Origin of the sequence: Pseudomonas sp. LjRoot277 (genome assembly GCF_964253845.1) — a bacterium.
Lineage (GTDB): Bacteria > Pseudomonadota > Gammaproteobacteria > Pseudomonadales > Pseudomonadaceae > Aquipseudomonas.
On record NZ_CAXURI020000001.1, the window covers coordinates 5,759,828 to 5,781,737 of the forward strand.

General features: G+C 59.4%; 17 protein-coding genes. 12 read left to right on the top strand and 5 right to left on the bottom strand.

Annotated elements, in window-relative coordinates:
• Positions 1-25 precede the first annotated feature (25 nt).
• The 7 genes from algG to ACSQ87_RS26895 all read left to right on the top strand — a co-directional run bounded on the left by algG (position 26) and on the right by ACSQ87_RS26895 (position 9,405).
• The gene (algG, locus tag ACSQ87_RS26865; protein ID WP_223429798.1) at positions 26-1,615 is read left to right on the top strand and encodes a mannuronan 5-epimerase AlgG; all 1,590 of its coding nucleotides are present in this window, start codon (positions 26-28) and stop codon (positions 1,613-1,615) included.
• A 10-nt stretch (positions 1,616-1,625) separates the two neighbouring features.
• Positions 1,626-3,077 (top strand): alginate O-acetyltransferase, encoded by a 1,452-nt coding sequence (locus ACSQ87_RS26870; RefSeq protein WP_223429799.1) that lies wholly within the window; start codon positions 1,626-1,628, stop codon positions 3,075-3,077.
• Positions 3,078-3,084: 7 nt separating this feature from the next.
• Positions 3,085-4,209 carry a mannuronate-specific alginate lyase gene (locus ACSQ87_RS26875; protein WP_223429800.1) on the top strand — a complete coding sequence of 375 codons (1,125 nt, stop codon included), beginning with the start codon at positions 3,085-3,087 and terminating at the stop codon, positions 4,207-4,209.
• Positions 4,210-4,423: 214 nt separating this feature from the next.
• The gene (locus ACSQ87_RS26880) at positions 4,424-5,989 is read left to right on the top strand and encodes an MBOAT family O-acyltransferase (protein WP_436274752.1); all 1,566 of its coding nucleotides are present in this window, start codon (positions 4,424-4,426) and stop codon (positions 5,987-5,989) included.
• Between the two features lie 11 nt (positions 5,990-6,000).
• Entirely contained in the window at positions 6,001-7,176 is a 1,176-nt protein-coding gene (locus tag ACSQ87_RS26885; RefSeq protein ID WP_436274753.1) for an alginate O-acetyltransferase, read from the top strand.
• Positions 7,177-7,190: 14 nt separating this feature from the next.
• A complete protein-coding gene (locus ACSQ87_RS26890) occupies positions 7,191-7,847 on the top strand; it encodes an alginate O-acetyltransferase AlgF (protein WP_223429802.1) in 657 nt (218 codons plus the stop codon).
• A gap of 106 nt (positions 7,848-7,953) precedes the next feature.
• Positions 7,954-9,405 carry a mannose-1-phosphate guanylyltransferase/mannose-6-phosphate isomerase gene (locus ACSQ87_RS26895; RefSeq protein ID WP_223429803.1) on the top strand — a complete coding sequence of 484 codons (1,452 nt, stop codon included), beginning with the start codon at positions 7,954-7,956 and terminating at the stop codon, positions 9,403-9,405.
• A gap of 83 nt (positions 9,406-9,488) precedes the next feature.
• On the opposite strand, the gene ACSQ87_RS26900 is transcribed toward ACSQ87_RS26895, so the two are convergent.
• Positions 9,489-12,236 carry an RHS repeat-associated core domain-containing protein gene (locus tag ACSQ87_RS26900; protein ID WP_436274754.1) on the bottom strand — a complete coding sequence of 916 codons (2,748 nt, stop codon included), beginning with the start codon at positions 12,234-12,236 and terminating at the stop codon, positions 9,489-9,491.
• A gap of 167 nt (positions 12,237-12,403) precedes the next feature.
• On the opposite strand from ACSQ87_RS26900, the gene ACSQ87_RS26905 reads away from it, so the two are divergent.
• From ACSQ87_RS26905 to ACSQ87_RS26915, 3 genes are read left to right on the top strand one after another with little or no spacing between them, the layout of a single operon-like run.
• Positions 12,404-12,868: a multidrug transporter gene (locus tag ACSQ87_RS26905; RefSeq protein WP_223429804.1), complete on the top strand. Its 465-nt coding sequence runs from the start codon at positions 12,404-12,406 to the stop codon at positions 12,866-12,868.
• A 32-nt stretch (positions 12,869-12,900) separates the two neighbouring features.
• Positions 12,901-13,728: an SDR family oxidoreductase gene (locus ACSQ87_RS26910; protein WP_436274755.1), complete on the top strand. Its 828-nt coding sequence runs from the start codon at positions 12,901-12,903 to the stop codon at positions 13,726-13,728.
• Positions 13,725-14,123 carry a DUF4440 domain-containing protein gene (locus ACSQ87_RS26915; RefSeq protein ID WP_223429806.1) on the top strand — a complete coding sequence of 133 codons (399 nt, stop codon included), beginning with the start codon at positions 13,725-13,727 and terminating at the stop codon, positions 14,121-14,123. Before ACSQ87_RS26910 ends, ACSQ87_RS26915 begins: the two co-directional genes overlap by 4 nt.
• 151 nt (positions 14,124-14,274) lie before the next feature.
• On the opposite strand, the gene ACSQ87_RS26920 is transcribed toward ACSQ87_RS26915, so the two are convergent.
• The 4 genes from ACSQ87_RS26920 to ACSQ87_RS26935 form a co-directional block, all read right to left on the bottom strand.
• Positions 14,275-15,123 carry an efflux RND transporter periplasmic adaptor subunit gene (locus ACSQ87_RS26920; protein WP_436274756.1) on the bottom strand — a complete coding sequence of 283 codons (849 nt, stop codon included), beginning with the start codon at positions 15,121-15,123 and terminating at the stop codon, positions 14,275-14,277.
• A gap of 10 nt (positions 15,124-15,133) precedes the next feature.
• A complete protein-coding gene (locus ACSQ87_RS26925) occupies positions 15,134-15,334 on the bottom strand; it encodes a DUF1656 domain-containing protein (protein ID WP_007896379.1) in 201 nt (66 codons plus the stop codon).
• Positions 15,324-17,504 (bottom strand): FUSC family protein, encoded by a 2,181-nt coding sequence (locus ACSQ87_RS26930; protein WP_223429808.1) that lies wholly within the window; start codon positions 17,502-17,504, stop codon positions 15,324-15,326. Before ACSQ87_RS26930 ends, ACSQ87_RS26925 begins: the two co-directional genes overlap by 11 nt.
• Positions 17,505-17,688: 184 nt before the next feature.
• On the bottom strand, positions 17,689-19,200 hold the full coding sequence (locus tag ACSQ87_RS26935) for an efflux transporter outer membrane subunit (protein ID WP_436274757.1): 1,512 nt from the start codon (positions 19,198-19,200) through the stop codon (positions 17,689-17,691).
• A gap of 181 nt (positions 19,201-19,381) precedes the next feature.
• Here ACSQ87_RS26935 and ACSQ87_RS26940 point away from each other — a divergent pair, with 181 nt between their 5' ends.
• Entirely contained in the window at positions 19,382-20,350 is a 969-nt protein-coding gene (locus ACSQ87_RS26940) for a LysR family transcriptional regulator (RefSeq protein ID WP_223429810.1), read from the top strand.
• Between the two features lie 548 nt (positions 20,351-20,898).
• Positions 20,899-21,873 (top strand): 2-hydroxyacid dehydrogenase, encoded by a 975-nt coding sequence (locus ACSQ87_RS26945; RefSeq protein WP_223429811.1) that lies wholly within the window; start codon positions 20,899-20,901, stop codon positions 21,871-21,873.
• The last annotated feature ends 37 nt before the right edge of the window (positions 21,874-21,910 follow it).

Genomic DNA, 21,910 nt, shown 5'->3' on the forward strand with positions numbered 1-21,910 from the left:
GCGAACCGCTAAGGGAGTTCCTGACATGAACAGTCCGAAGAGAGGCTCGATAACCTTGCTGGCCGGCGCGATGTTGCTGGCCAGCACGGCAGTCTTCGCCACTGTGGAGCCGGCCTCGCCCGTTCAAAAAGGCCAGCCGGCGACCATTGCCAAGGGATTGCAACAAGCCAAGACCTACACCGTCAGCAGCGCACCGACTGCGCCGCTGGAGTTGGCCAAGCCGAAACTGCCGGACACCTCCGGCTACACCGCAGAAGCCATCGCCGCGAAAATCGTGCGCACCAAGGCTGGCAAGATCAGCGTGCGCCGGATGATGCAGGAAAACGCCCTGAAGGACTTCATCGGCGGCGATAACAAGATGGCTGAATGGGTCGTGCGTCAGCACGGTATCCCACAGGCGATTTTCATCGACGACGGCTACATGAACCTCAAGGATCTGGCCAAGAAAGTACCCCAGCAGTACTTCAGCGAAACCTCGCCGGGTGTGTTCCTGGCGAAGTTGCCGATCGTGGTGGGTGAGAAAGGCATCCTGGAAATCGACAAGCAGACCCAGGAACTGCGCCTGTCCCAAGAGGCCGGTTCGTTCCTGGTCAACGATGGTCAGCTGTTCGTGCGTGATACCAAAATCACTGGCTGGAGCGAGAAGGCAAACGGTCCGGCGGCCTTCAAGTCGCCGAAGGAATTCCGTCCGTTCCTGCTGTCCTGGGGCGGCACCCAGACCTACATCGCCAACAGCAAGATCGCCAGTTTCGGCTACGCCAACAGTAAGTCCTATGGCGTGAGTATTTCCCAATACACGCCGAACATGGCCAAGGTGCTCAAGCGCCCTGAACCGAGCGGCTGGATCGTCGGCTCCGAGTTCTCGGACATGTGGTACGGCTTCTACTGCTACGAAACCCGCGACTTCGTGGTCAAGGGCAACACCTACAAAGACAACATCGTCTACGGCATTGACCCGCATGACCGTTCCCACGGTCTGATCATTGCCGACAACACGGTGTTTGGTACCAAGAAGAAGCACGGGATCATTATTTCCCGTGAAGTGAACGACAGCTTCATCTTCAACAACCGCAGCTACGACAACAAGTTGTCGGGCCTGGTGATCGACCGTAACAGCGTCAACAACCTGATCGCCTACAACGAGATCTACAAGAACCACACCGACGGCATCACCCTCTACGAGAGTGCCGACAACCTGATCTACGGCAACAAGGTGATCAGCAACAAACGCCACGGCATCCGGATTCGTAACAGCGTGAACATCCGCCTCTACGAAAACCTGTCCATGGCCAACGGCCTGACCGGTGTCTACGGGCACATCAAGGACCTGAGCGACACCGACCGGGACATCAAGCTCGACCCGTTCGATGCCCAGGTGTCCCTGATCGTGGTCGGCGGCGAACTGGCCGGCAACGGCAGCGGCCCGCTGTCCATCGACTCGCCGTTGAGCGTCGAGTTGTATCGCGTGTCCATGCTTGCACCGACCAAATCCAGCGGCATCAGCTTCTCGGGGATTCTCGGCGAGCGCCAGGACGAAATTCTCGACCTGCTGGTGCGCCAGCAGAAAGCCGTGTTGATCGACCCTGTCGAACGCCAGACCAAAATACGGGACTGAGGATAATTTTATGCACTCACACTTGATCAAATTACTCAGCCTGTCGGCCCTGACCGTCGGCATTTTCGCGGCCAGCGCCGGCGCTCGTGCCGATGAAGCCAAAGCACCTGCCTTCAGCGCCGAACCGTGCTGCAGCCTGTGCCCGGAAGCCCACGACCCGAAGAACTACACCACGCGCTATCAGCAGAACTTCACCACGCTGGTGCAGGCTCAGGGCGATTGGTTGTTCCGTACGCAAGAAGACTTGCGCACCGAGTTCGACACCACACCCGCCGGCTACAAGCGCATGAAAGAACTGCACGATGCGTTCAAGAGCAAAGGCATTGAACTGGTCATCGTTTACCAGCCGACCCGTGGGCTGGTAAACCGCAACAAGCTCAACCCGGAAGACAAGGCCAAGTACGATTTCGACAAGGCCTTGCGGAACTACAAGACCATGCTCGGGCGTTTCGAGCAGATGGGTTACGTGGTGCCTGACCTGTCGCCACTGACCAACGAATCACTGCCAGAAACCCTGCCGGCCCACGACTTCTACTTCCGCGGCGACCAACACTGGACGCCGTATGGCGCCCAACGCACGGCGAAAATCGTCGGCGAGAAAATCAAGCATTTGCCTGAGTTCGCTGACATTCCGAAGCGCGAATTCGAGAGCCATAAGTCGGGTCGCATGGGTAAGACCGGAACGTTACACAACATGGCGGGTCAACTCTGTGGCACCAGCTACGCGATCCAGTACATGGATCAGTTCACCACCGAGCCGAAAGGCGAAGCAGCTGATGGCGATCTGTTCAGTGACTCCGGCAATCCGGAGATCACCCTGGTCGGCACCAGCCACAGCGGCAAGAACTACAACTTCGCCGGTTTCCTCGAAGAGGCCATCGGCGCCGACATCCTCAACGTGGCGTTCCCCGGCGGTGGCCTGGAAGGTTCGATGCTGCAGTACCTGGGCAGCGAAGAGTTCCAGACCAAGCCGCCGAAGATTCTGATCTGGGAATTCTCGCCGCTCTATCGCCTCGACCAGGAAACCATCTACCGCCAGATGATGGCGCTGCTGGACAACGGTTGCGAAGGCAAGGATGCACAGATGAGCGCCAGCGCCACGCTGAAACCGGGCAAGAACGAATTGATGGTCAACAGCAAGAACCTGAACCTGCAAAACAGCAGTCACCAGGTTGATATCCGCTTCGCCGATCCGTCGGTGAAAACTCTGCAAGCCACCCTCTGGTACATGAACGGTCGCCACGAGGACATCAAGATCGATAAGCCGGAAACTTCCGACACCGACGGGCGTTTCGCCTTTGAGTTGCGCACGGACGAAGACTGGGCCTCGCAGAATCTGCTGGCCGTCGAAGTCCAGGGACCTGAAAAAGCAGGTACCACGCCTCAGAAAGTCGAAGCGAAAATCTGCAAACGCAACGTGTTCCCTGGCGCTGGGCAGCGTACCGCTCAGACCGGGCAATGAGGCAACTATGCAAACCCGAACTTTGAAAAGATTGATCGCGCCCTCCCTGCTGACTCTGGCGATGTTTGCCGGAGCCACCCAGGCCGCCGCGCCACTGCGCCCGCCACAGGGGTACTTCGCGCCGATTGAAAAAGTCAAAACCGGCGACAAGAGCGAAGGCTGTGATGCGATGCCGACGCCGTACACCGGCTCGCTGCAATTTCGCAGCAAATACGAAGGTTCCGACAAGGCCCGTTCGACCCTGAACGAGGCATCGGAAAAAGCCTTTCGCGACAGCACCGCCGATATCACCAAACTGGAACGCGGCACCAGCAAGCGCGTGATGCAGTTCATGCGTGACGGTCGTCCGGAACAACTCGAGTGCACGCTGAACTGGTTGACCGCCTGGGCCAAGGCCGATGCGTTAATGTCCAAGGACTTCAACCACACCGGCAAGTCGATGCGCAAATGGGCCTTGGGCAGCATGGCTTCTTCGTACATTCGCCTGAAGTTTTCCGACTCGCATCCGTTGGCGAATCATCCGCAAGAATCGCAGTTGATTGAAGCCTGGTTCAACAAAATGGCCGATCAGGTAGTCAGCGACTGGGACAACTTGCCGCTGGAACAAACCAACAACCATTCGTACTGGGCCGCCTGGTCGGTGATGGCAACGTCCATCGCCACCAACCGCCGCGACCTGTTCGACTGGTCGGTGAAGGAATTCAAGGTCGGCGCCAATCAAATCGACGCCCAGGGTTACCTGCCCAACGAACTCAAGCGCGAGCAACGCGCCCTCGCCTACCACAACTACGCCCTGCCGCCGCTCGCGATGATCGCCAGTTTCGCTCAGGTCAACGGTGTGGACTTGCGTCAGGAAAACAACGGCGCATTGAAACGCCTGGGTGATCGAGTACTCGCGGGTGTCAAAGACCCGGAAGAATTCGAGGACAAGAACGGTAAGGAACAGGACATGACCGACCTGAAAGTCGACTCGAAATTTGCCTGGCTCGAACCGTTCTGCTCGCTCTACACCTGCTCGCCGGATGTGCTTGAGAAAAAGCACGAGATGCAGCCGTTCAAGACCTTCCGCCTCGGGGGGGACCTGACCAAGGTCTACGACCCGGCGAATGAGAAGGGCAAAAAAGGTTCCTAGAGCCGAACGCAAAACCCCTGTGGGAGCGGGCTTGCTCGCGAAATCGGTCTGACATTCACCAATGATGTCGACTGATACACCGCTTTCGCGAGCAAGCCCGCTCCCACAGGGTCAGTGTCGAGTTTGAGTTTTGTGTGTTACGCCCTCCGGTTTTCGGTGGGGGGTTTGGGGGGGCTGCGGCCCTTGACTGTTGGTTAAACATGGAGAGACCGGGATGGTATTTTCATCCAACGTGTTCCTGTTTTTGTTCTTGCCGATCTTTCTCGGCATGTACTACTTAAGCGGAACGCGCTATCGCAACCTGCTGCTGCTGATCGCCAGCTACGTGTTCTATGCCTGGTGGCGTGTGGACTTCCTTGCGCTGTTCGCAGCCGTCACCCTGTGGAACTACTGGATCGGCCTCAAAGTCGGTGCCGCAGGCGTTCGGACCAAACCGGCACAACGCTGGTTGCTCCTGGGCGTGGCCGTCGACCTGTGCATTCTCGGCTACTTCAAGTACGCCAACTTCGGCGTCGACAGCATCAACGCGATGATGACCTCCGTCGGTCTGTCGCCGTTCATCCTGACCCACGTGCTGTTGCCGATCGGGATCTCGTTCTACATCTTCGAGTCCATCAGCTACATCATCGACGTCTACCGTGGTGACACGCCGGCGACCCGCAATTTGATCGACTTTGCCGCTTTCGTGGCGATCTTCCCGCACCTGATTGCCGGTCCGGTGTTGCGCTTTCGCGATCTCGCCGACCAGTTCAACAATCGTACCCACACCCTCGACAAGTTCTCCGAAGGTGCGACGCGATTCATGCAGGGCTTCATCAAGAAGGTCTTCATCGCCGACACCCTGGCGGTCGTGGCCGACCATTGCTTCGCCTTGCAGAACCCGACCACGGGCGATGCCTGGCTCGGCGCGCTGGCCTACACCGCGCAGCTGTATTTCGACTTCTCCGGTTACAGCGACATGGCGATCGGCCTGGGCTTGATGATGGGTTTCCGCTTCATGGAAAACTTCAAACAGCCGTACATCAGCCAGTCGATTACCGAGTTCTGGCGTCGCTGGCACATCAGCCTGTCCACCTGGTTGCGTGACTACCTGTACATCACGCTGGGCGGTAACCGTAAAGGTACGCTGATGACCTATCGCAACTTGTTCCTGACCATGCTGCTCGGTGGTCTGTGGCACGGCGCGAACATCACGTACATCGTCTGGGGCGCCTGGCACGGCATGTGGCTGGCAATCGAAAAAGCCCTCGGCCTGAACACCTCGCCGCGCAGCATCAACCCGATCCGCTGGGCGCTGACCTTCCTGCTCGTGGTCATGGGCTGGGTGATCTTCCGCTCGGAAAACCTGCACGTCGCCGGTCGCATGTACGGCGCAATGTTCAGCTTCGGCGAATGGTCACTGTCGGAACTCAACGCGGCCAGCCTCACCGGCCTGCAAGTAGCGACTCTGGTGGTGGCTTACATGACCTTGGCGTTCTTCGGCATTCGCGACTTCTACAGCAACCTGCCGCCTGAGAAGACCAAGCCTGTTGTGAACATCGAGGCCGATGGCCCGGCTGCCGCTACACCTGGAATGATCAAAGCCGTACCGGGCGACAACCCGGGCAGCATCCACCAGCCTGGCTACACCGTCGGCGTTGAAGCGACTGTGCAACCGGCCTACTGGACTGCGGACTGGTCTCGTTACGTGATGCGCACGCTGGTACTGGTGCTGTTCATCGCCTCGATTTTCAAACTCTCGGCGCAAAGCTTCTCGCCGTTCCTTTACTTCCAGTTCTGAGGGATCTGACTATGACCCGCTCATTACGCATCCTCTACATCGCCCTGTTCATGGTGACGCTGTTGGTCCTTGGCGTGTGGTCCACGCGCAGTTTCCTCGGCTTCAGTACCTCTGCCGAAACGACGGTGCTCAACGGCCGCTGGACCAAAGCCGTGGAAACGCATTACGACGACGAGTTCCCGATCAAGCGCCTGGGCACCAACCTTTGGGCTGCGCTGGATTTCAAACTGTTCAACGAAGGTCGTCCGGGCGTCGTGCTCGGCCGCGATCAGTGGTTGTACAGCGATGAGGAATTCAACCCGATCGTCAACGAAGAGCTGAACCTGCAAGGCAACTACGCGCTGGTTGAAGGCGTGCGCCAGGAACTGAAAGCCAAAGGCGTGAAACTGGTCATGGCGATCGTGCCGGCCAAGACTCGCCTGTACCCGGAACACCTGGGTGAAGTGAAGCCTTCGAGCATCCACGCCAACCTCTATGAGGACTTCCACGCTCGTGTGGCGGCCAACAAGATCCTCGCTCCCGACCTGTTCGGCCCGATGCTGAAAGCCAAGCTGAACGGTCAGCAAGTGTTCCTGCGCACCGACACTCACTGGACCCCGGAAGGCGCGCAAATCGCTGCCGAGGCCCTGGCCAAAACCATCGCCGAAAAAGCCCCGCTGAGCGGCGAGCCGCAACACTTCGTCACTGAACCTGCGGAGAAGGTGACGCACAAGGGCGACCTGCGGTTGTTCCTGCCGCTGGACCCGCTGTTCGAAAACCTGATGCCCAAGACTGAGCCGTTGCAGAAGCGCAACACCGTTGCGGCGCAGGACCAGCCTGCCGCTGATGACGCCCTGTTCGCCAACACTGAAGTGCCGGTGGCCCTGATCGGCACCAGCTACAGCGCCAACCCCAACTGGAACTTCGTCGGTGCGCTGAAACAAGCGCTGAACAGCGACGTGGTCAATTACGCCGAAGACGGCCACGGCCCGATTCTGCCGATGCTCAGCTATTTGAAAAGTGATGCTTTCAAGAACAGCCCGCCACAGGTGCTGATCTGGGAGTTTCCTGAACGTTATCTGCCTGTGAACAACGAAATCGGTGACGCCGACCCGCAGTGGGTCGCAGAGCTCAAAGAAGCCGGCGTTCGCCAACAAAACGTAGCCGCAAACACTAAATCCGAGACGCCCGACCGGGCGCAAAACTGAAAGAGAGGTACACCATGACTTTCACTACTACTCCTCGCCGTCTCGCCAAGACCTTTGCTTTGGCCGCGACCTTCAGCGTCCTTTCCATGAACGCTTTCGCCGCTGGTGACTCCGCGCTCTACGGCCCGACCGCACCGAAAGGTTCGAGCTTCGTGCGTGTCTACAACGCCGGTAACGCTGAAGTCAGCGCCACCGTCGGCACCACCAACCTGGCCGAAGTCGCGCCGCTGTCCAGCACTGACTTCAGCTTCATGCCGGGCGGCGACTACAGCGCCAAGGTCGGTAGCCAGTCCCTGCCGGTGAAACTGGCCGGTGACCACTATTACACCCTGGTCAACAACGCCAGCGGCGCACCGCAACTGATCGAAGAGCCGCCGTTCAAGAACAAGCAGAAATCCCTGGTTCGCGTGCAGAACCTCAGCGACAAGGCCCTGACCTTGAAAACCGCTGACGGCAAGACTGAAGTGGTTCCGACCGTGGCGGCCAAAGGCCGTGGCGAGCGTGAAATCAACCCGGTGAAAGTCAGCCTGGCACTGTACGACGGCGCCACCAAGGTCGGCGACGTGAAGCCGGTTGCCCTGGAACGAGGCGAAGCCGCGGTGCTGTACGTCACCGGCAGCGGCAGCAGCCTGTCGCCAGTCTGGGTAAAACGCCCGGTGTCGACGCGCTAATCATTTTGTCGGGTAGCCCATGGGCTACCCGGACACGGAATAAGAACAAGAGTGAAACGACAGAACGCAGTAGCTCTGACCCATACGATTTTCAAGGAGTAACAACATGATTCCGGTGATCTTGTCAGGTGGTAGTGGCTCACGTCTTTGGCCGCTTTCGCGCAAACAGTTTCCTAAGCAATTCCTCGCCCTGACCGGCGAACAAACACTGTTCCAGCAAACCCTGGAACGCCTGGTGTTCGAAGGCATGGACACCCCCATCGTGGTCTGCAACAAGGAACACCGTTTCATCGTCAACGAGCAGTTGGGCGCCCGTAAACTGGACGTGCAGCGCATCCTGATGGAACCGTTCGGCCGCAACACCGCGCCGGCCGTGGCCTTGACCGCACTGATGCTAGTCAACGAAGGTCGCGACGAGTTGATGCTGGTGCTGCCAGCCGACCACGTGCTGGAAGATCAGAAAGCCCTGCAACGCGCGCTGGCCCTGGCCACCGTCGCTGCAGAAAACGGCGAAATGGTGCTGTTCGGCGTACCGGCGACCAAACCGGAAACCGGCTACGGCTACATCAAGTCGGCCAATGATTCGCTGCTGCCCGAAGGCGTCAGCCGCGTCTCGCACTTCGTCGAAAAACCGGACGTTAAGCGCGCCACCGAGTTCGTCGAGTCCGGCGGTTACTTCTGGAACAGCGGCATGTTCCTGTTCCGCGCCAGCCGTTTCCTCGAAGAGCTGAAAAAACACGATCCGGACATCTACGACACCTGCGTGCTGACCCTGGAACGCAGCGAGCAGGATGCCGACACGGTCGACATCGACCCCGCCACCTTCGCTTGCTGCCCGGACAATTCCATCGACTACTCGGTGATGGAAAAAACCCAGCGCGCCTGCGTTGTACCGCTGACCGCGGGCTGGAGCGATGTCGGCTGCTGGTCGTCGCTGTGGGAAGTGAATGAAAAAGACGCTAACGGCAACGTCACCAAAGGCGATGTGGTCATTCAGGACAGCAAAAACTGCATGATCCATGGCAACGGCAAACTGGTGTCGGTGATCGGCCTGGAAAACATCGTGGTCGTCGAAACCAAGGACGCCATGATGATCGCCCACAAGGACAAGGTCCAAGGCGTGAAACAGATGGTCAACACCCTCAACGAGCAGGGTCGTAGCGAAACCCAGACTCACTGCGAAGTCTATCGTCCGTGGGGCTCCTACGACTCGGTGGACATGGGCGGCCGCTTCCAGGTCAAGCGCATCTCGGTCAAACCGGGCGCGTGCCTGTCGCTGCAGATGCACCACCACCGCGCCGAACACTGGATCGTGGTCAGCGGCACTGCTGAAGTGACCTGCGACGAAAACGTGTTCCTGCTCACTGAAAACCAGTCGACCTACATCCCGATCGCCTCGGTCCACCGCTTGCGCAATCCGGGCAAGATCTCCCTGGAAATCATCGAAGTGCAATCGGGCAGCTACCTGGGCGAAGACGATATCGAGCGGTTTGAAGATATCTACGGTCGCTCCAACCCGATCGAACGCGGCGTGTCGGTGAAAACCATCGCGCAGTGATTGATCTGTAACACAAGAAGCCCCCGTCCGACCCGCTGCGTTTCCCTATCCGCAGCGGGTTGGGCGGGGGCTTTTTTGCATGATCATGCTGCGTTTTTCGCAACGGACGACGTTGTTGTTTTTTTATTCCATGTTTTAACTTTTACCGTACCCGGTATCTTGATCTCGAGACTTCCCCCAAACGCACCATCGATACTATTGAGCAACGAGCGTGAATCCATTCTTCCTACCTGTACGGGAGAAATTCCGGAATTACCCAACAGCAGAGCCTTCAAATCTTTCAACCGCCCTTTCACCATCGGAACAGTAGCCAGGTTCGAGGAATGCTTGGGGTCCAGTACATCAGGGGAAGCAAAAAACTCCACAGTTTCGAAACCTGGCCCCAATGCAGCTTCCATTGCCTTGTCATCCTCAATATCGTATTCGGCGAAATGAGTCATTGAGTTAAGGAACCTGCGTTCGTTTACCTCGCCGTCTACTACCAGCAGAAAGAAGGTAAAAGCGCTATTTCCTGCCTTCGTCCAGTCCTTCTCGTTTGTATTCCCACCTTTCCCGCCCAACGTCTTTACGTTTTTATGGACCAGCGAAAAATTTGACGCTATCTCCGTAAAGGGTGGTGTATCGCCTTTACTTCCGGAAACGGAGTAATGCCTCAATGTGAAGCGCTTGGTTTGAGTTTTTTCAAGCATGCTGGATGGTGCTTTTACTGTTTTGAACTTCAGTTTGTTATTGGTGATGTCGTCCATCATTTTGAAGGGAAGATTTCTATCCGTTTCGCTGTAGCCCTTCTTGTACGTATTAAAAATACCGGGCGCGGTGGTCAATGAGGACTCGGACTGCGGCTCCTCTCCCAACTCGTCAAAAAACGTCAACGGGTTGTTGCGGACCATTCGATAAAAATTAAGACCATCGATTGCCCCGGCAGGATCGGGATTCAACCAACGCTGTAACCACGATATATAGAACCGAAATCCATAGTAATAAAGCCCCGTCGCATCCCGCTCTTTACCCGAATAGCGAACGGTTTTGTAATCCCCATCGGTGTCGTTCGGACCGGCAGACCAGGCGGTTGCACCAAACGGGTAATAGGTTTCCCGGCTGATGATTCGCGCATCGTCGGCGAGCTCCAGCGAGCAGGAGTTCAAGTGATCAACCAGGCTGTAACGGTACTGACCGTTGCTCACGCCGGGCGGCGGATCGGTTTCCCAATGCAACACCCGAACACTATTGAGCCCCGCCTGCGCGGTGATGACCTGTAGCACCTTTCCGGTGCCGCTGTCGGTGCGAATTTCTACTCCCGGTAAATAACGTACTTCGGCCACCACCGTGCGGGCATTGGTATTCAGTGAGCGGATTTTGCGCACGCGCTGACCACCGCCATCGTAGACATAGGCCTCCCGATCATTGAGCCCGGAGACGCGCTCAACCGGACTGACCGACTGCAACTGGTTACGCAAATCCCACCTCAGGAGCCGTCCCTGATCCAGCTCCAGCAAATTGCCCCGAGTGTCGAACGCAGCGGCGATTGCTTCCTCGGTGGGCGGCACGCCGTCGCGCCAGGGCAGACAGCGATTGCTGTCACGCGCGGCCTTCACCTCACGTCCAGGTCCCTGTGCGCCGACGTGCGTCAGTTTCCGCAGATTGCCACTCTCGTCATAACTGTAGGTCTGGCGGTAGTTGCTGACTGCCGCCGGATCAACCCGCCCCACAGATGCCGGTCCCTGATTGGCGCTGCCCGCCTCCCAGCCGAACGCCTCGATCAATTGGGAAAGGCTGTCGTAGATAAAGCGACTGATGGGCTCGATACGCTGGTTGGCGAAGTAACGCACCGGCAGTGCCTTGTCCTCGATGCTGAGGACGTTGCCCATTCGGTCATAAAGATAAATCAGATGCTGCAACGTCCCGGTACGGTCGCTGTACGCCTGTCGCTCCGTCAGGCGCCCGTTTTCAGGGCAATACTTGAGGGTCGTTTGTACATCGTTACCCGCCACTTCCCGTTCAACTTTTCCCTCGGCGTTGTACTGGATATCGCTGACCAGCGTTTGCCAGGTGGTCAGTCCCTGAAGTTGCAGACGCGTCTCACGCAAACGACCGTCAAGGGTCAGCCTGAAGGTCTGGCGGTTTTCCTTGGCGTCGATCTGTTCCAGCACATCATTGAGCGGACCGAAATTCCACGTCGAGATGGCGCCCTCGCCCGGCTCAAGCAGCCGCTGGCGATCGGCCTCCAACGCCGGCCAGTCAGGTGCAACAGGTTCCAGGGTGAAGTGACGGATTTGCTTCACGCATTGGCCGGTGATTGAAAATGCCTCAAACAGCACCGTCCCGGCGGGGTCGTCATGACGGATTAACTGCCCGCATTGATTCTGCTCGCCATGATCGGGACCGCCATAGGCCATGCGTTCAGCAGACCTTCGCGGCTCAGTCGCGCCTTGCTCGTACACCACCAACGGACGAAGCAAGTCGTCGTACTCACTCTCACGGTGCGTACCTCGGCTGTCCCATCCCAGCAAAACCTCATTGCCCAGACCTGGCAGGGTGAGCTGCCAACCGGCATCAACGCTGCCAGTGAACAACGCGTTACCCGACAGCGAAAACACCGTCGTGAGGTTGGCACTAGTCAGCGGTTCTTCTTGTTTCAGCGCCCAAAGCCGTGGATCCCACTGTTCAACCGCACGTCCTGCGGCATCGTAAAAGGTGCGATTGATGCGTGCCTGAGTGAGGTCACCTTCGACAGCACGCCAATAATCAACCGAACGGATCGGCAGACCACGCGGGTCGACAACGGACAATCCGGGTGTTTTGTGGTGCATTCCCATCGTCGAGGCCTGCATGCCGGTCGCGTCCCTGTTTGCCAGCAGTCATCTAACCGTTTCGGTGCAGGCCAGGCTACTGTCAGAAATAACAGTGCCGACCAACGGCAACAGACCTTGATCGACGAATGTCCATTCCTTCGGCCCTTCGGTAGGATGGTGGTCATGAGTTCAAGGAGCGTTCAAACATGTTCATCGGCGTCCTGCTGGTCATCACCTGGCTGATTTTGTTGCTGCGCTACCCGACCAAGGCATTGCCCGTCTCTGTGGCAGCCGCCATCGGATTGGGTGTGGTGGCAACGTGGGTGATCTGGATGGACAACCGCGAGGTCAAGCAACTGGCGCGCCTGGAGTTGCGCATCACTTATGCGCCCGAACAGTGCCCGGCGGACCGGCCGTTGCATCTGACAATGAACAACGGCAACGACGTGCCGCTGACCGAGTTGCGCTGGCGCGTCGCCGCGTATGCGCCGGGCGACACGGTCAACCTGGCCGACAATCAATACGCCGCACCGCGCTATCGCGGCCCCGGTGAACTACAGGCCGGCGCGAACTGGGAAGACTGTTTGCCCCTGCCGCCGCTGCGCCCGGGCTATCGTCCCCAAACGCTGGAGTTTCGTGCCGAGCGTTTGCAAGGTAGCTTCTCCGATTAAACCCCTTCCTCTTTTTGCACAAGGACCGCGCCATGCCCGTTGCGTTGATTACCGGTTGTTCCAGCGGCATTGGCCGCGCCCTCGCCGAGGTATTCAAAAGTGCCGGTTACGAAGTCTGGGCCAGTGCCCGCAAGACTGAAGACGTGGCGGCGCTGGCCGCTGCCGGTTTCACCGCCGTGCAACTGGACGTCAACGACGGTGTCGCACTCGAACACTTGAGCGAGCGCATCAACCAGCAACATGGCGGCCTCGACGTGCTAATCAACAATGCCGGTTATGGCGCCATGGGGCCGTTGCTCGACGGCGGCGTGCCGGCCATGCAGCGGCAATTCGAAACCAATGTGTTCGCCATCGTCGGCGTCACCCGCGCCCTGTTCCCGGTGCTGCGTCGCGCCAAGGGTCTGGTGGTGAACATCGGCAGCGTGTCCGGGGTTTTGGTCACGCCATTCGCCGGCGCCTACTGCGCCTCGAAAGCGGCGGTGCATGCCTTGACCGATGCGTTGCGCATGGAACTGGCGCCGTTTGGCGTGCGGGTCATGGAAGTCCAGCCGGGCGCAATCGCTTCCAGTTTTGCCAAGAATGCCGGTCATGAGGCAGAGCAGTTGATTACCGAACAATCGCCGTGGTTTCCACTGCGTGACGGCATTCGCGCACGGGCCAAGGCCTCGCAGGACAACCCGACCCCGGCCAGTGAATTTGCCGCCGGTTTGCTCAAGGCCGTGCAACAGAGCAAACCACCGCGCCTGATTCGTCTGGGTAATGGCAGTCGGGCGTTGCCGTTGCTGGCGGGGTTATTGCCTAAAGGGCTGCTGGAGGCGGGGTTGATGAAGCGGTTCGGGCTGAAGGGGCAACTTCCATGACCGACTACACCGAATACTTCGACGAAGTGATCCAGGCCCACGTCGCCATCGAGCAGTGGTTGGCCGAGGAACGAAACGAATCAGAGCTTGAACAACTGCTGACACGCTTTTCGCCACAGTTTTCCATGATCTCGCCATTGGGGCGGGTGCTGGATTTTGAGGCACTGAATGAGTTGTTTTTGTTGGCGGGCGGGAAGAAGCTCGGGTTCAGGATCGAACTCAGTGAATTGCGCGGTGTTGCCCTGTATGAGGGTGGCGCGGTTGTGAGTTATCGCGAGCAGCAGACCGATGCGACGGGGTTGCACTCTGATCGGCGGTCGACGGTGGTGTTTGAGAAAGACGCCGACGGCAGGCTGATCTGGCGGCATTTGCATGAGACGTTTTGCAAGGAGTGAACCTTTGTCTTATGTCTGATAGACCTAGTCGCTTCATTCGCGAGCAAGCCCGCTCCCACACTTGATCTGCGTCGTACACATATTCCGTGTTCACTGAAAATCTAATGTGGGAGCGGGCTTGCTCGCGAAGGCCGCGACTCGGTCTAACGGTTTACTTAACAACCACCGTACACGTAATCCCCGCCGCCAACAGCACCCCCTCCGGCACTTCATCAATGTGAATCCGCACCGGCACCCGCTGCGCCAAACGCACCCAGTTAAAGGTCGGGTTCACATCGGCAATCAACTCGCGACTCTCCGGGTTATCACGGTCGTAGATGCCGCGAGAAATGCTTTCCACATGCCCCTTCAACACTTCCCCACTCATCAGCTGCATGTCGGCTTTATCGCCGACCCGCACGTGGGGCAATTTGGTTTCTTCGAAGAAGCCGTAAACCCAGAACGAGTTCATGTCGACCACGGCCATTTTTGCTTCGCCGATGCGCGCGTAATCGCCGCGATGCACATTGAGGTTGGTCACGTAACCGTCCACCGCTGCGCGGACTTCAGTGCGTTTGAGGTTCAGTTCGGCGGCTTCGAGCTGCGCCTGAGCGTGCTGATAATCGGCCAGGGCCGAGTCGGCGATGTTGCTGGCGTCGTCGCGGTTTTCCCTGGAGATCACCAGGTTGTCCATGTCGGCGCGGCGGTGGGCGTTGACCTTGCGCATCTCCCACGTCGACTTGCGCGAGGCCACCAGCGACTGTGCCTGTTTGACCGCGATGCGGTAGTGCTCGGGGTCGATCCGCATCAGCAAATCGCCCTTCTTCACCTGTTGATTGTCGCGCACCGGCACGTCCACCACTTCCCCGGTGACGTCGGCGGCGACGTTGATAATGTCGGCGCGCACCCGGCCGTCGCGGGTCCACGGCGTGTCCATGTAATGCACCCACAGGGTCCGGCCGATCCACATCGCAAGGGCCAGCACCAACAGGGTGGCGAGCAGGCTGAAAAGCTTTTTCATCAGGGTGTTCTCAACGATAAACAGTCAGTGCCAGGGCGCCGAACAGACAGGTAAACAGACTCAGGCGCAGCAGCGCCGGGTGCCAGAAGAAGCGGTACAGATCGAACCCGGACAGGAACCGGTCGAGTGCCCAGGCCAGCGCGGCAGCGATGAAAAACATCAGGGTCATGGTCGGCATGTACACGCCGTGGAAGGCGATTTCACGCGGCATGTTGAAGTCCTTTTGTATAAGCAGAGAGCGGTGATTGCGGGTCCAGCAACGAAGTGCGGATGAAGTGCAGGTAGCTCTCCACCCGACGCAAGGCCGAGGTGTCGAAGTGCGGCGCGAAAGGTTCGTCGGTGGCTTGCACGCGGCTGATCGCGTGATCGACAGCGATCAGGCCGCGCTCCAGATTGCTCTGGCTCGGTTGCAGAAACAGCCGCACCAGCGAGCGGCCCATCACCCGGATCGCCTGACGCCACGGTTGGGATTCGGCGTACGCCGGATGCACCGGCAGGATCGCCTGTTCCTTGCGTAACTCGATGATCGCGTGGCCGACTTCCAGCACCACGAACATCCAGCGCAGCAAGTCCCGTTGCACCTGCGGCTGCCCTGCCGCGAGACCGTAGGCCTGATGCAGCAGGTCGCGGGTGCTGCTTTCGAAACTCGACGCCAGACCCTTGAGTTTTCCGCTGATGGCGTACACCACTTGCCCGCGCAAATCCTGTTCCAGCCGACGCCACAACCAGCGGCTGTTCGGCGGCAGGATGATCGCCCCGGCCGCTGCGCACACCAGCATGCCGAGCACCATGGCGATGTAGTCGTTGATGAAGGCGTATGGGTTGTAAACGGTGAGGTTGTCCGGCACCGAACCGGTGCTGAAGAAGATCAGCAAACCGAGACCGACACCGGCGTATTGCGGCCGCGAAGTGAGGAACGAACCGAGTACGATCACCGGTGCGAGCATCACGCAGAGCAACGGAAAACCGTCGATCCACGGGAAGATGAAAAACATCTCGACGAAGCCGATCAGCGCCCCGAGGAACGTCCCGCAAGCCATCTGAAACGCCATGCGTTTGGGGTTCGGTGTTGCCGCTGAAAGGCCCACGGTCGCGGCGGCAATCAGCGTCATCGTCGCCCCGCTCGGCCACGCCGTGGCGACCCAGTAACTGCCCAACACCACCAGAATGAATGCCGCGCGAAGCCCCGAGGCGGCCGACGCCATCCAGTTGGTTTGCGGGGTGAACGGCTCATCCCATTGCTCGCGCGCATGGCTGTGATCGGCCAGCGACGCGTGGGTCTGCGCATAACTGTGCAAGTCGTCAACGAAGCGATAGAGCAACTCGTATGCGGTATGAAAATCCAGCTGCTCGGCGTCGCTCGGGTCGCTCTCCTGAAAAACCGCTCGCAAGCTGCGAACGCGTACCGGCAAACCTTCTTTATAGGCGCTCAGCGCGATGACCAGACGGCCCGCATCGGCGTTGGTCAGGGCGCGGCCGCTGAAGCCATCGAGCAGTTCGGCGAGATCCTGCAAACCCGGTTTGATTGCCGCGACCACGTGATCGGCGCCGCTGCTGCGCAAGCGTTCGAGCAACTGGTGCAAGGCGTTGAAACGGGTGGTGATGCCCATGAATTCGCTGTTCAAGCGGCTGAGCCGACCATTACGCCGACGCATGTGCGGGTCTTCAAACACTGTGACGCTGCGCAACCCTTCCAGCCCCACGGCCTCAGCAATGAAGCGCACATTGCTCGCCTCGAAAGCCTCCCGTTTGCTGCGACCGCGCAAGCCATCCGTGACGAATAGCGCGAACACGCCGAAGCGCTGATACAAGGCGTTGCGCATGGCGGCGCTGGCGGATTGCGGCAGGATCGCGGCGCTGACCAGCGTGGAGCAAATGATCCCCAGGGAGATTTCCAGCACCCGCCAGACCGCCGCCATAAACGCGCCGTCCGGGTGCGCCAGTGCGGGCAAACCAACCATCGCGGCGGTGTACCCGGCGAGCACGAATCCATAGGCGCGGAAGTTGCGATAGCGCGCCGCGCCAGCCGAGCAAATACCCACCCAGATCGCCAGCGAACCGAGGAATAGTTCGGTGTTCTGCGCAAACAAGGCAATCAACGCGACCATTACCGCCGAGCCGGCCAATGTCCCAAGAAAGCGATAGAAACTCTTGGCCAGCACGTGGCCGCTTTGCGGTTGCATGACGATGAACACGGTGATCATCGCCGTGCGCGGCTGCGGCAACTCCAGGCGCATGGCCAGCCACAGGGTCAGAAACGCCGCGAACAAAACCTTGAAAATGTAAACCCAGGTCACGCCATCGCTACGCGCCCAGTCGAAGAACCCCCGGCGCCATTCAAGGGAATACAGCCAGCGCAAAGGTGCGGGCAAGGGAGTCATGGAATCCTGCTCAATGAGGAAAGACTTGGAACAACCGAAACCCTGTGGCGAGCGAGCTTGCTCGCGCTGGGCTGCGTAGCGGCCCCCAAAACTCTGGCAACCATTGCTGATTTTGTGAGTGCTGCGCACTCAAGCGGGAGCAAGCTCCCTCGCCACAAATACGGGTGTGCCTGATACGTCGTGTTCAATTCGAGAGACTCTCAAGCAGGGCCGGGGTTTTCGGTGCCGCGGTCTGGCTGTCTTTCGGCGCATCGTCACCCGCGCCCAACCCACCGCCGAGCGCCGTCACCAGTTCAGCGTGAGCACTGAGGCGTGCGGCCTGAACCTGCTGCTGAACCTGCTGCTGTTTGAACAACAACGTCTGGGCGTTGAGCACGTTGAGGTAATCGGTGAGGCCGCGCTGGTAGGCGATCATCGCGATGTCGTAAGTCTTCTGGGCGGTGGTCACCGACTCGGCGGCGAAGGTTTGCTGCTTGTCCATGGATTCGCGGCGGATCAACTGGTCGGAGATGTTTTTCAGCGCGTTGACCAGCGTCTGGTTGTACTTGGCTACGGCGATGTCGTAACCGGCCGAGGCTTCGCCCAGCTCCGAGCGCAAACGACCGCCGTCGAAGATCGGCAACGAGATGGCCGGGCCGACGCTGTAGTTGAGCTTCTTGCCGGTCAAAAACTCCAGCGCCCCGCCGCCGGTGGCCATGTAGCCGAGGCTGCCGACCAGATCGACGTTAGGGTAGAACCCGGCATGGGCGACATCAATGCCCCGTGCCTGAGCCGCCACTTGCCAGCGACTGGCGACTACGTCCGGGCGTTGGCCGAGCAGTTGCGCGGGCAAGGTCGATGGCAACTTCAGTGCCGCGCCCAACGACAGCGTTGGCCGCTGCAACTGCGCGCCCTCCCCCGGACCTTTGCCGGCCAACGCGGCGAGTTGATTGCGGCTCAGGGCGATTTCTTCGTCCAGTGCATCGATCTGGCGGTGAGTTTCCGGCAGCGGCGTTTCAGCCTGGCTGACTTCGAAATGGGTGCCGATGCCACCGTTCAGGCGCTTCTGCGCGAGGTCGAGAATTTGCTGCTGCTGTTTCAGGGTCGCCGCGACGATGTCCCGTTGCGCGTAATGCAACGACAGTTCGATGTAGGCGCGCACGATGTTGTTCTGCAATTCGAGCTGGGCCAGCCGTGCTTCGGCGGCCGTCATGTGAGCCATGTCCACGGCGCGCTCAGTGGCGTTGCTTTCGCGGCCCCAAAGGTCGAGGGCGTAGCTGAAGCCCAGCGCGGCGTTGTTGTCCCAGGTGGTGGTGTTCGCCAACTCGCCCGGCCCGTAGAACTGATCGGTGGGCCAGTTGTGGCGTTTGAGGGTGGATTCACCATTGATCTGCAGCGACTCGGCGGACTCGGCGATCCCGGCCATGGATTTGGCCTGACGCACTCGCGCCGCCGCCATGGCCATGGTCGGGCTGCCTTGCAGGGCGAGGTCGATCCAGCGGTTCAATTGCGGGTCGCCATAGGCCTGCCACCATTGGGCGGTGGGCCAGTGAGCGTCCTGTGCAGCGTTCTGAATGGCTTCGTCGGTGGCCAGTGAATTGGCTTCGAGTGCCTTGCCCTGCGGGGCAATACCTCCGGTACCGATGCAGCCGCTGATTGCCAGGGTTAAAGCCAAAACACTGAACGTCTGAAGCGCTCTGTTGATGCGACGCGGCACTGCTGCGATTTCCTGAGGTGGGGAGTTGTTCCTGAGGTGCGCAATTCTAGGGGTCGGCTTTGTTGGCGATAAGCTGGGAATCCTGTGAATCTTTGTTACCGTTAACGCGATAATCCCTTGGTCGGGGTCTCAGCCCCCGTAACTTCGTGTCACAATTTGCCATCGCCTCCGAGAGCACCCCATGGACACTTTGCAAAACATGCGCGCCTTCAGTTACGTGGCCGAGGCCGGCAGCTTCACCGCCGCCGCCGTGCAACTCGACACCACCACGGCCAACGTTTCGCGCGCGGTCTCCAACCTGGAAGCCCACCTGCAAACCCGCCTGCTCAACCGCACCACCCGACGCATCGCCCTGACCGAAGCCGGCAAGCGCTATCTATTGCGCTGCGAGCAGATCCTGGCCTACGTCGAAGAAGCCGAAGCCGAAGCCAGCGACGCCCACGCCCGCCCGGCCGGGCAGCTCAAGGTGCACACCATGACCGGCATCGGTCAGCACTTTGTCATCGACGCCATCGCCCGCTACCGCAAAACCCACCCCGACGTCACCTTCGACCTGACCATGGCCAACCGCGTGCCGGACCTGCTCGATGAGGGTTACGACGTGTCCATCGTGCTGGCCAGCGAACTGCCGGACTCGGGCTTCGTCTCCCAGCGTTTAGGCATCACCTACAGCATCGTTTGCGCCTCGCCGGCCTATGTGAAAGCCAACGGCTGCGCGCAGAAGCCCAGCGATTTGCTGAACCACGCGTGCCTGCGTTTGGTAAGCCCGGTGATTCCGCTGGAAAAGTGGACCTTCGACGGGCCTGAAGGCCAGGAAATGGTGACCATTAATAGCTCACCGTTTCTGGTGAACTCCGCCGATGCGATGAAAACAGCGATCACCAGCGGCATGGGGGTAGGCGTGTTGCCGGTGTATGCAGCGATTGAAGGGTTGCGCAACGGGACACTGGTGCGGGTGATGCCGAACTACCGGTCGCAGGAATTGAATCTGTATGCGATCTATCCATCGCGGCAGTATCTGGATGCGAAGATCAAGACGTGGGTCGAGTATTTGCGCGGGTCGTTGCCGGAGATATTGGCGGCGCATCAGGCGGAATTGGTGGCTTATGAATTGAGTGGGAGTTTGGGTGGGGTTCGGGTGGCGAACTAAACATTCAACATTGATGGCGAAAAACACTCCGCCATCGTCGGAACGCCGCCCGGAGCAAGCTCCTCCCACAATGGATCGGCGTACACCTTTCGCTCCTCACCACTCAACAGGCCGAGCGTTAGCTCGCCTGCAGCTTGTGATCTTGATCCACCCGCCCCGTCGGGAGGCTGAGTGGAGGTGTGCATCCGGGGAGTGGCGCGCAGCGCCGTTCGACGCAGTCGAACACGCTGCATGTAGGTCGTCGCGAAGCAGACCGGAGGGCAGTGTCCCCGGATGGATACCGGAGCGAAGGAACGCCGAGCCTAAGCGAGGGGCCGGACGCTTGGGGCGAGCCTTTTTGGGTACTTTTTTGGCGTTTGAAAAAAGTGCCTCGCCGTAAGGGCGAAACCGCCAGCCGCCGTTACCGCAGAAACGGATATGTACCCGGTCAACCACCAACATGGTCGGCCCAAAGGCCGCCAAGGACAAAAGAGCCCAACGGCCTCGCCCAAATCCAAAGAAGAATGTTAGCGTGCTTGGCATTCACCTGCGCCGAGAGCCCTCAACCCATGAAAAAGACCGTCCTCGCCTTCAGCCGCGTCACTCCTGAAATGATCGAACGCCTGCAACAAGACTTCGACGTCATCGTCCCGAACCCGAAAAACGGCGACATCAACGCCCAATTCAACGAAGCCCTCCCCCACGCCCACGGCCTCATCGGTGTCGGTCGCAAACTCGGTCGCACACAGTTGGAAAACGCCGCCAAACTGGAAGTCGTCTCCAGCGTCTCGGTCGGCTACGACAACTACGACGTCGCCTACTTCAACGAACGCGGGATCATGCTCACCAACACCCCCGACGTCCTCACCGAAAGCACCGCCGACCTGGCCTTCGCCCTGCTGATGAGCAGCGCCCGCCGCGTCGCCGAACTGGACGCCTGGACCAAAGCCGGCCAATGGCAAGCCACCGTCGGCGCGCCATTGTTCGGCTGCGATGTACACGGCAAGACCCTGGGCATCGTCGGCATGGGCAACATCGGCGCGGCCATCGCCCGACGTGGCCGACTGGGCTTCAACATGCCGATCCTCTACAGCGGCAACAGCCGCAAGACCGAGCTGGAGCAAGAGCTCGGCGCGCAGTTCCGTAGCCTTGATCAACTGCTGGCCGAAGCCGATTTCGTCTGCCTGGTGGTGCCGCTCAGCGAAAAAACCAGACACCTGATCAGCCATCGCGAACTGGCGTTGATGAAACCGAGCGCAATTCTGGTGAACATTTCCCGCGGCCCGGTGGTGGACGAACCCGCCTTGATCGAGGCCCTGCAAAACAACCGGATTCGCGGCGCCGGGCTGGACGTTTATGAGAAAGAACCGCTGGCCGAGTCCCCCCTGTTCCAACTGAAAAACGCGGTGACATTGCCGCACATCGGCTCGGCGACTCATGAAACCCGCGAAGCCATGGCCAACCGTGCCCTGGCGAACTTGCGCAGCGCTTTGCTGGGAGAGCGACCGCAAGATCTGGTGAATCCACAGGTCTGGAAAGGCTAACTAAAACGGGCAGGTGTTTAACCGCCTGCCCATGACC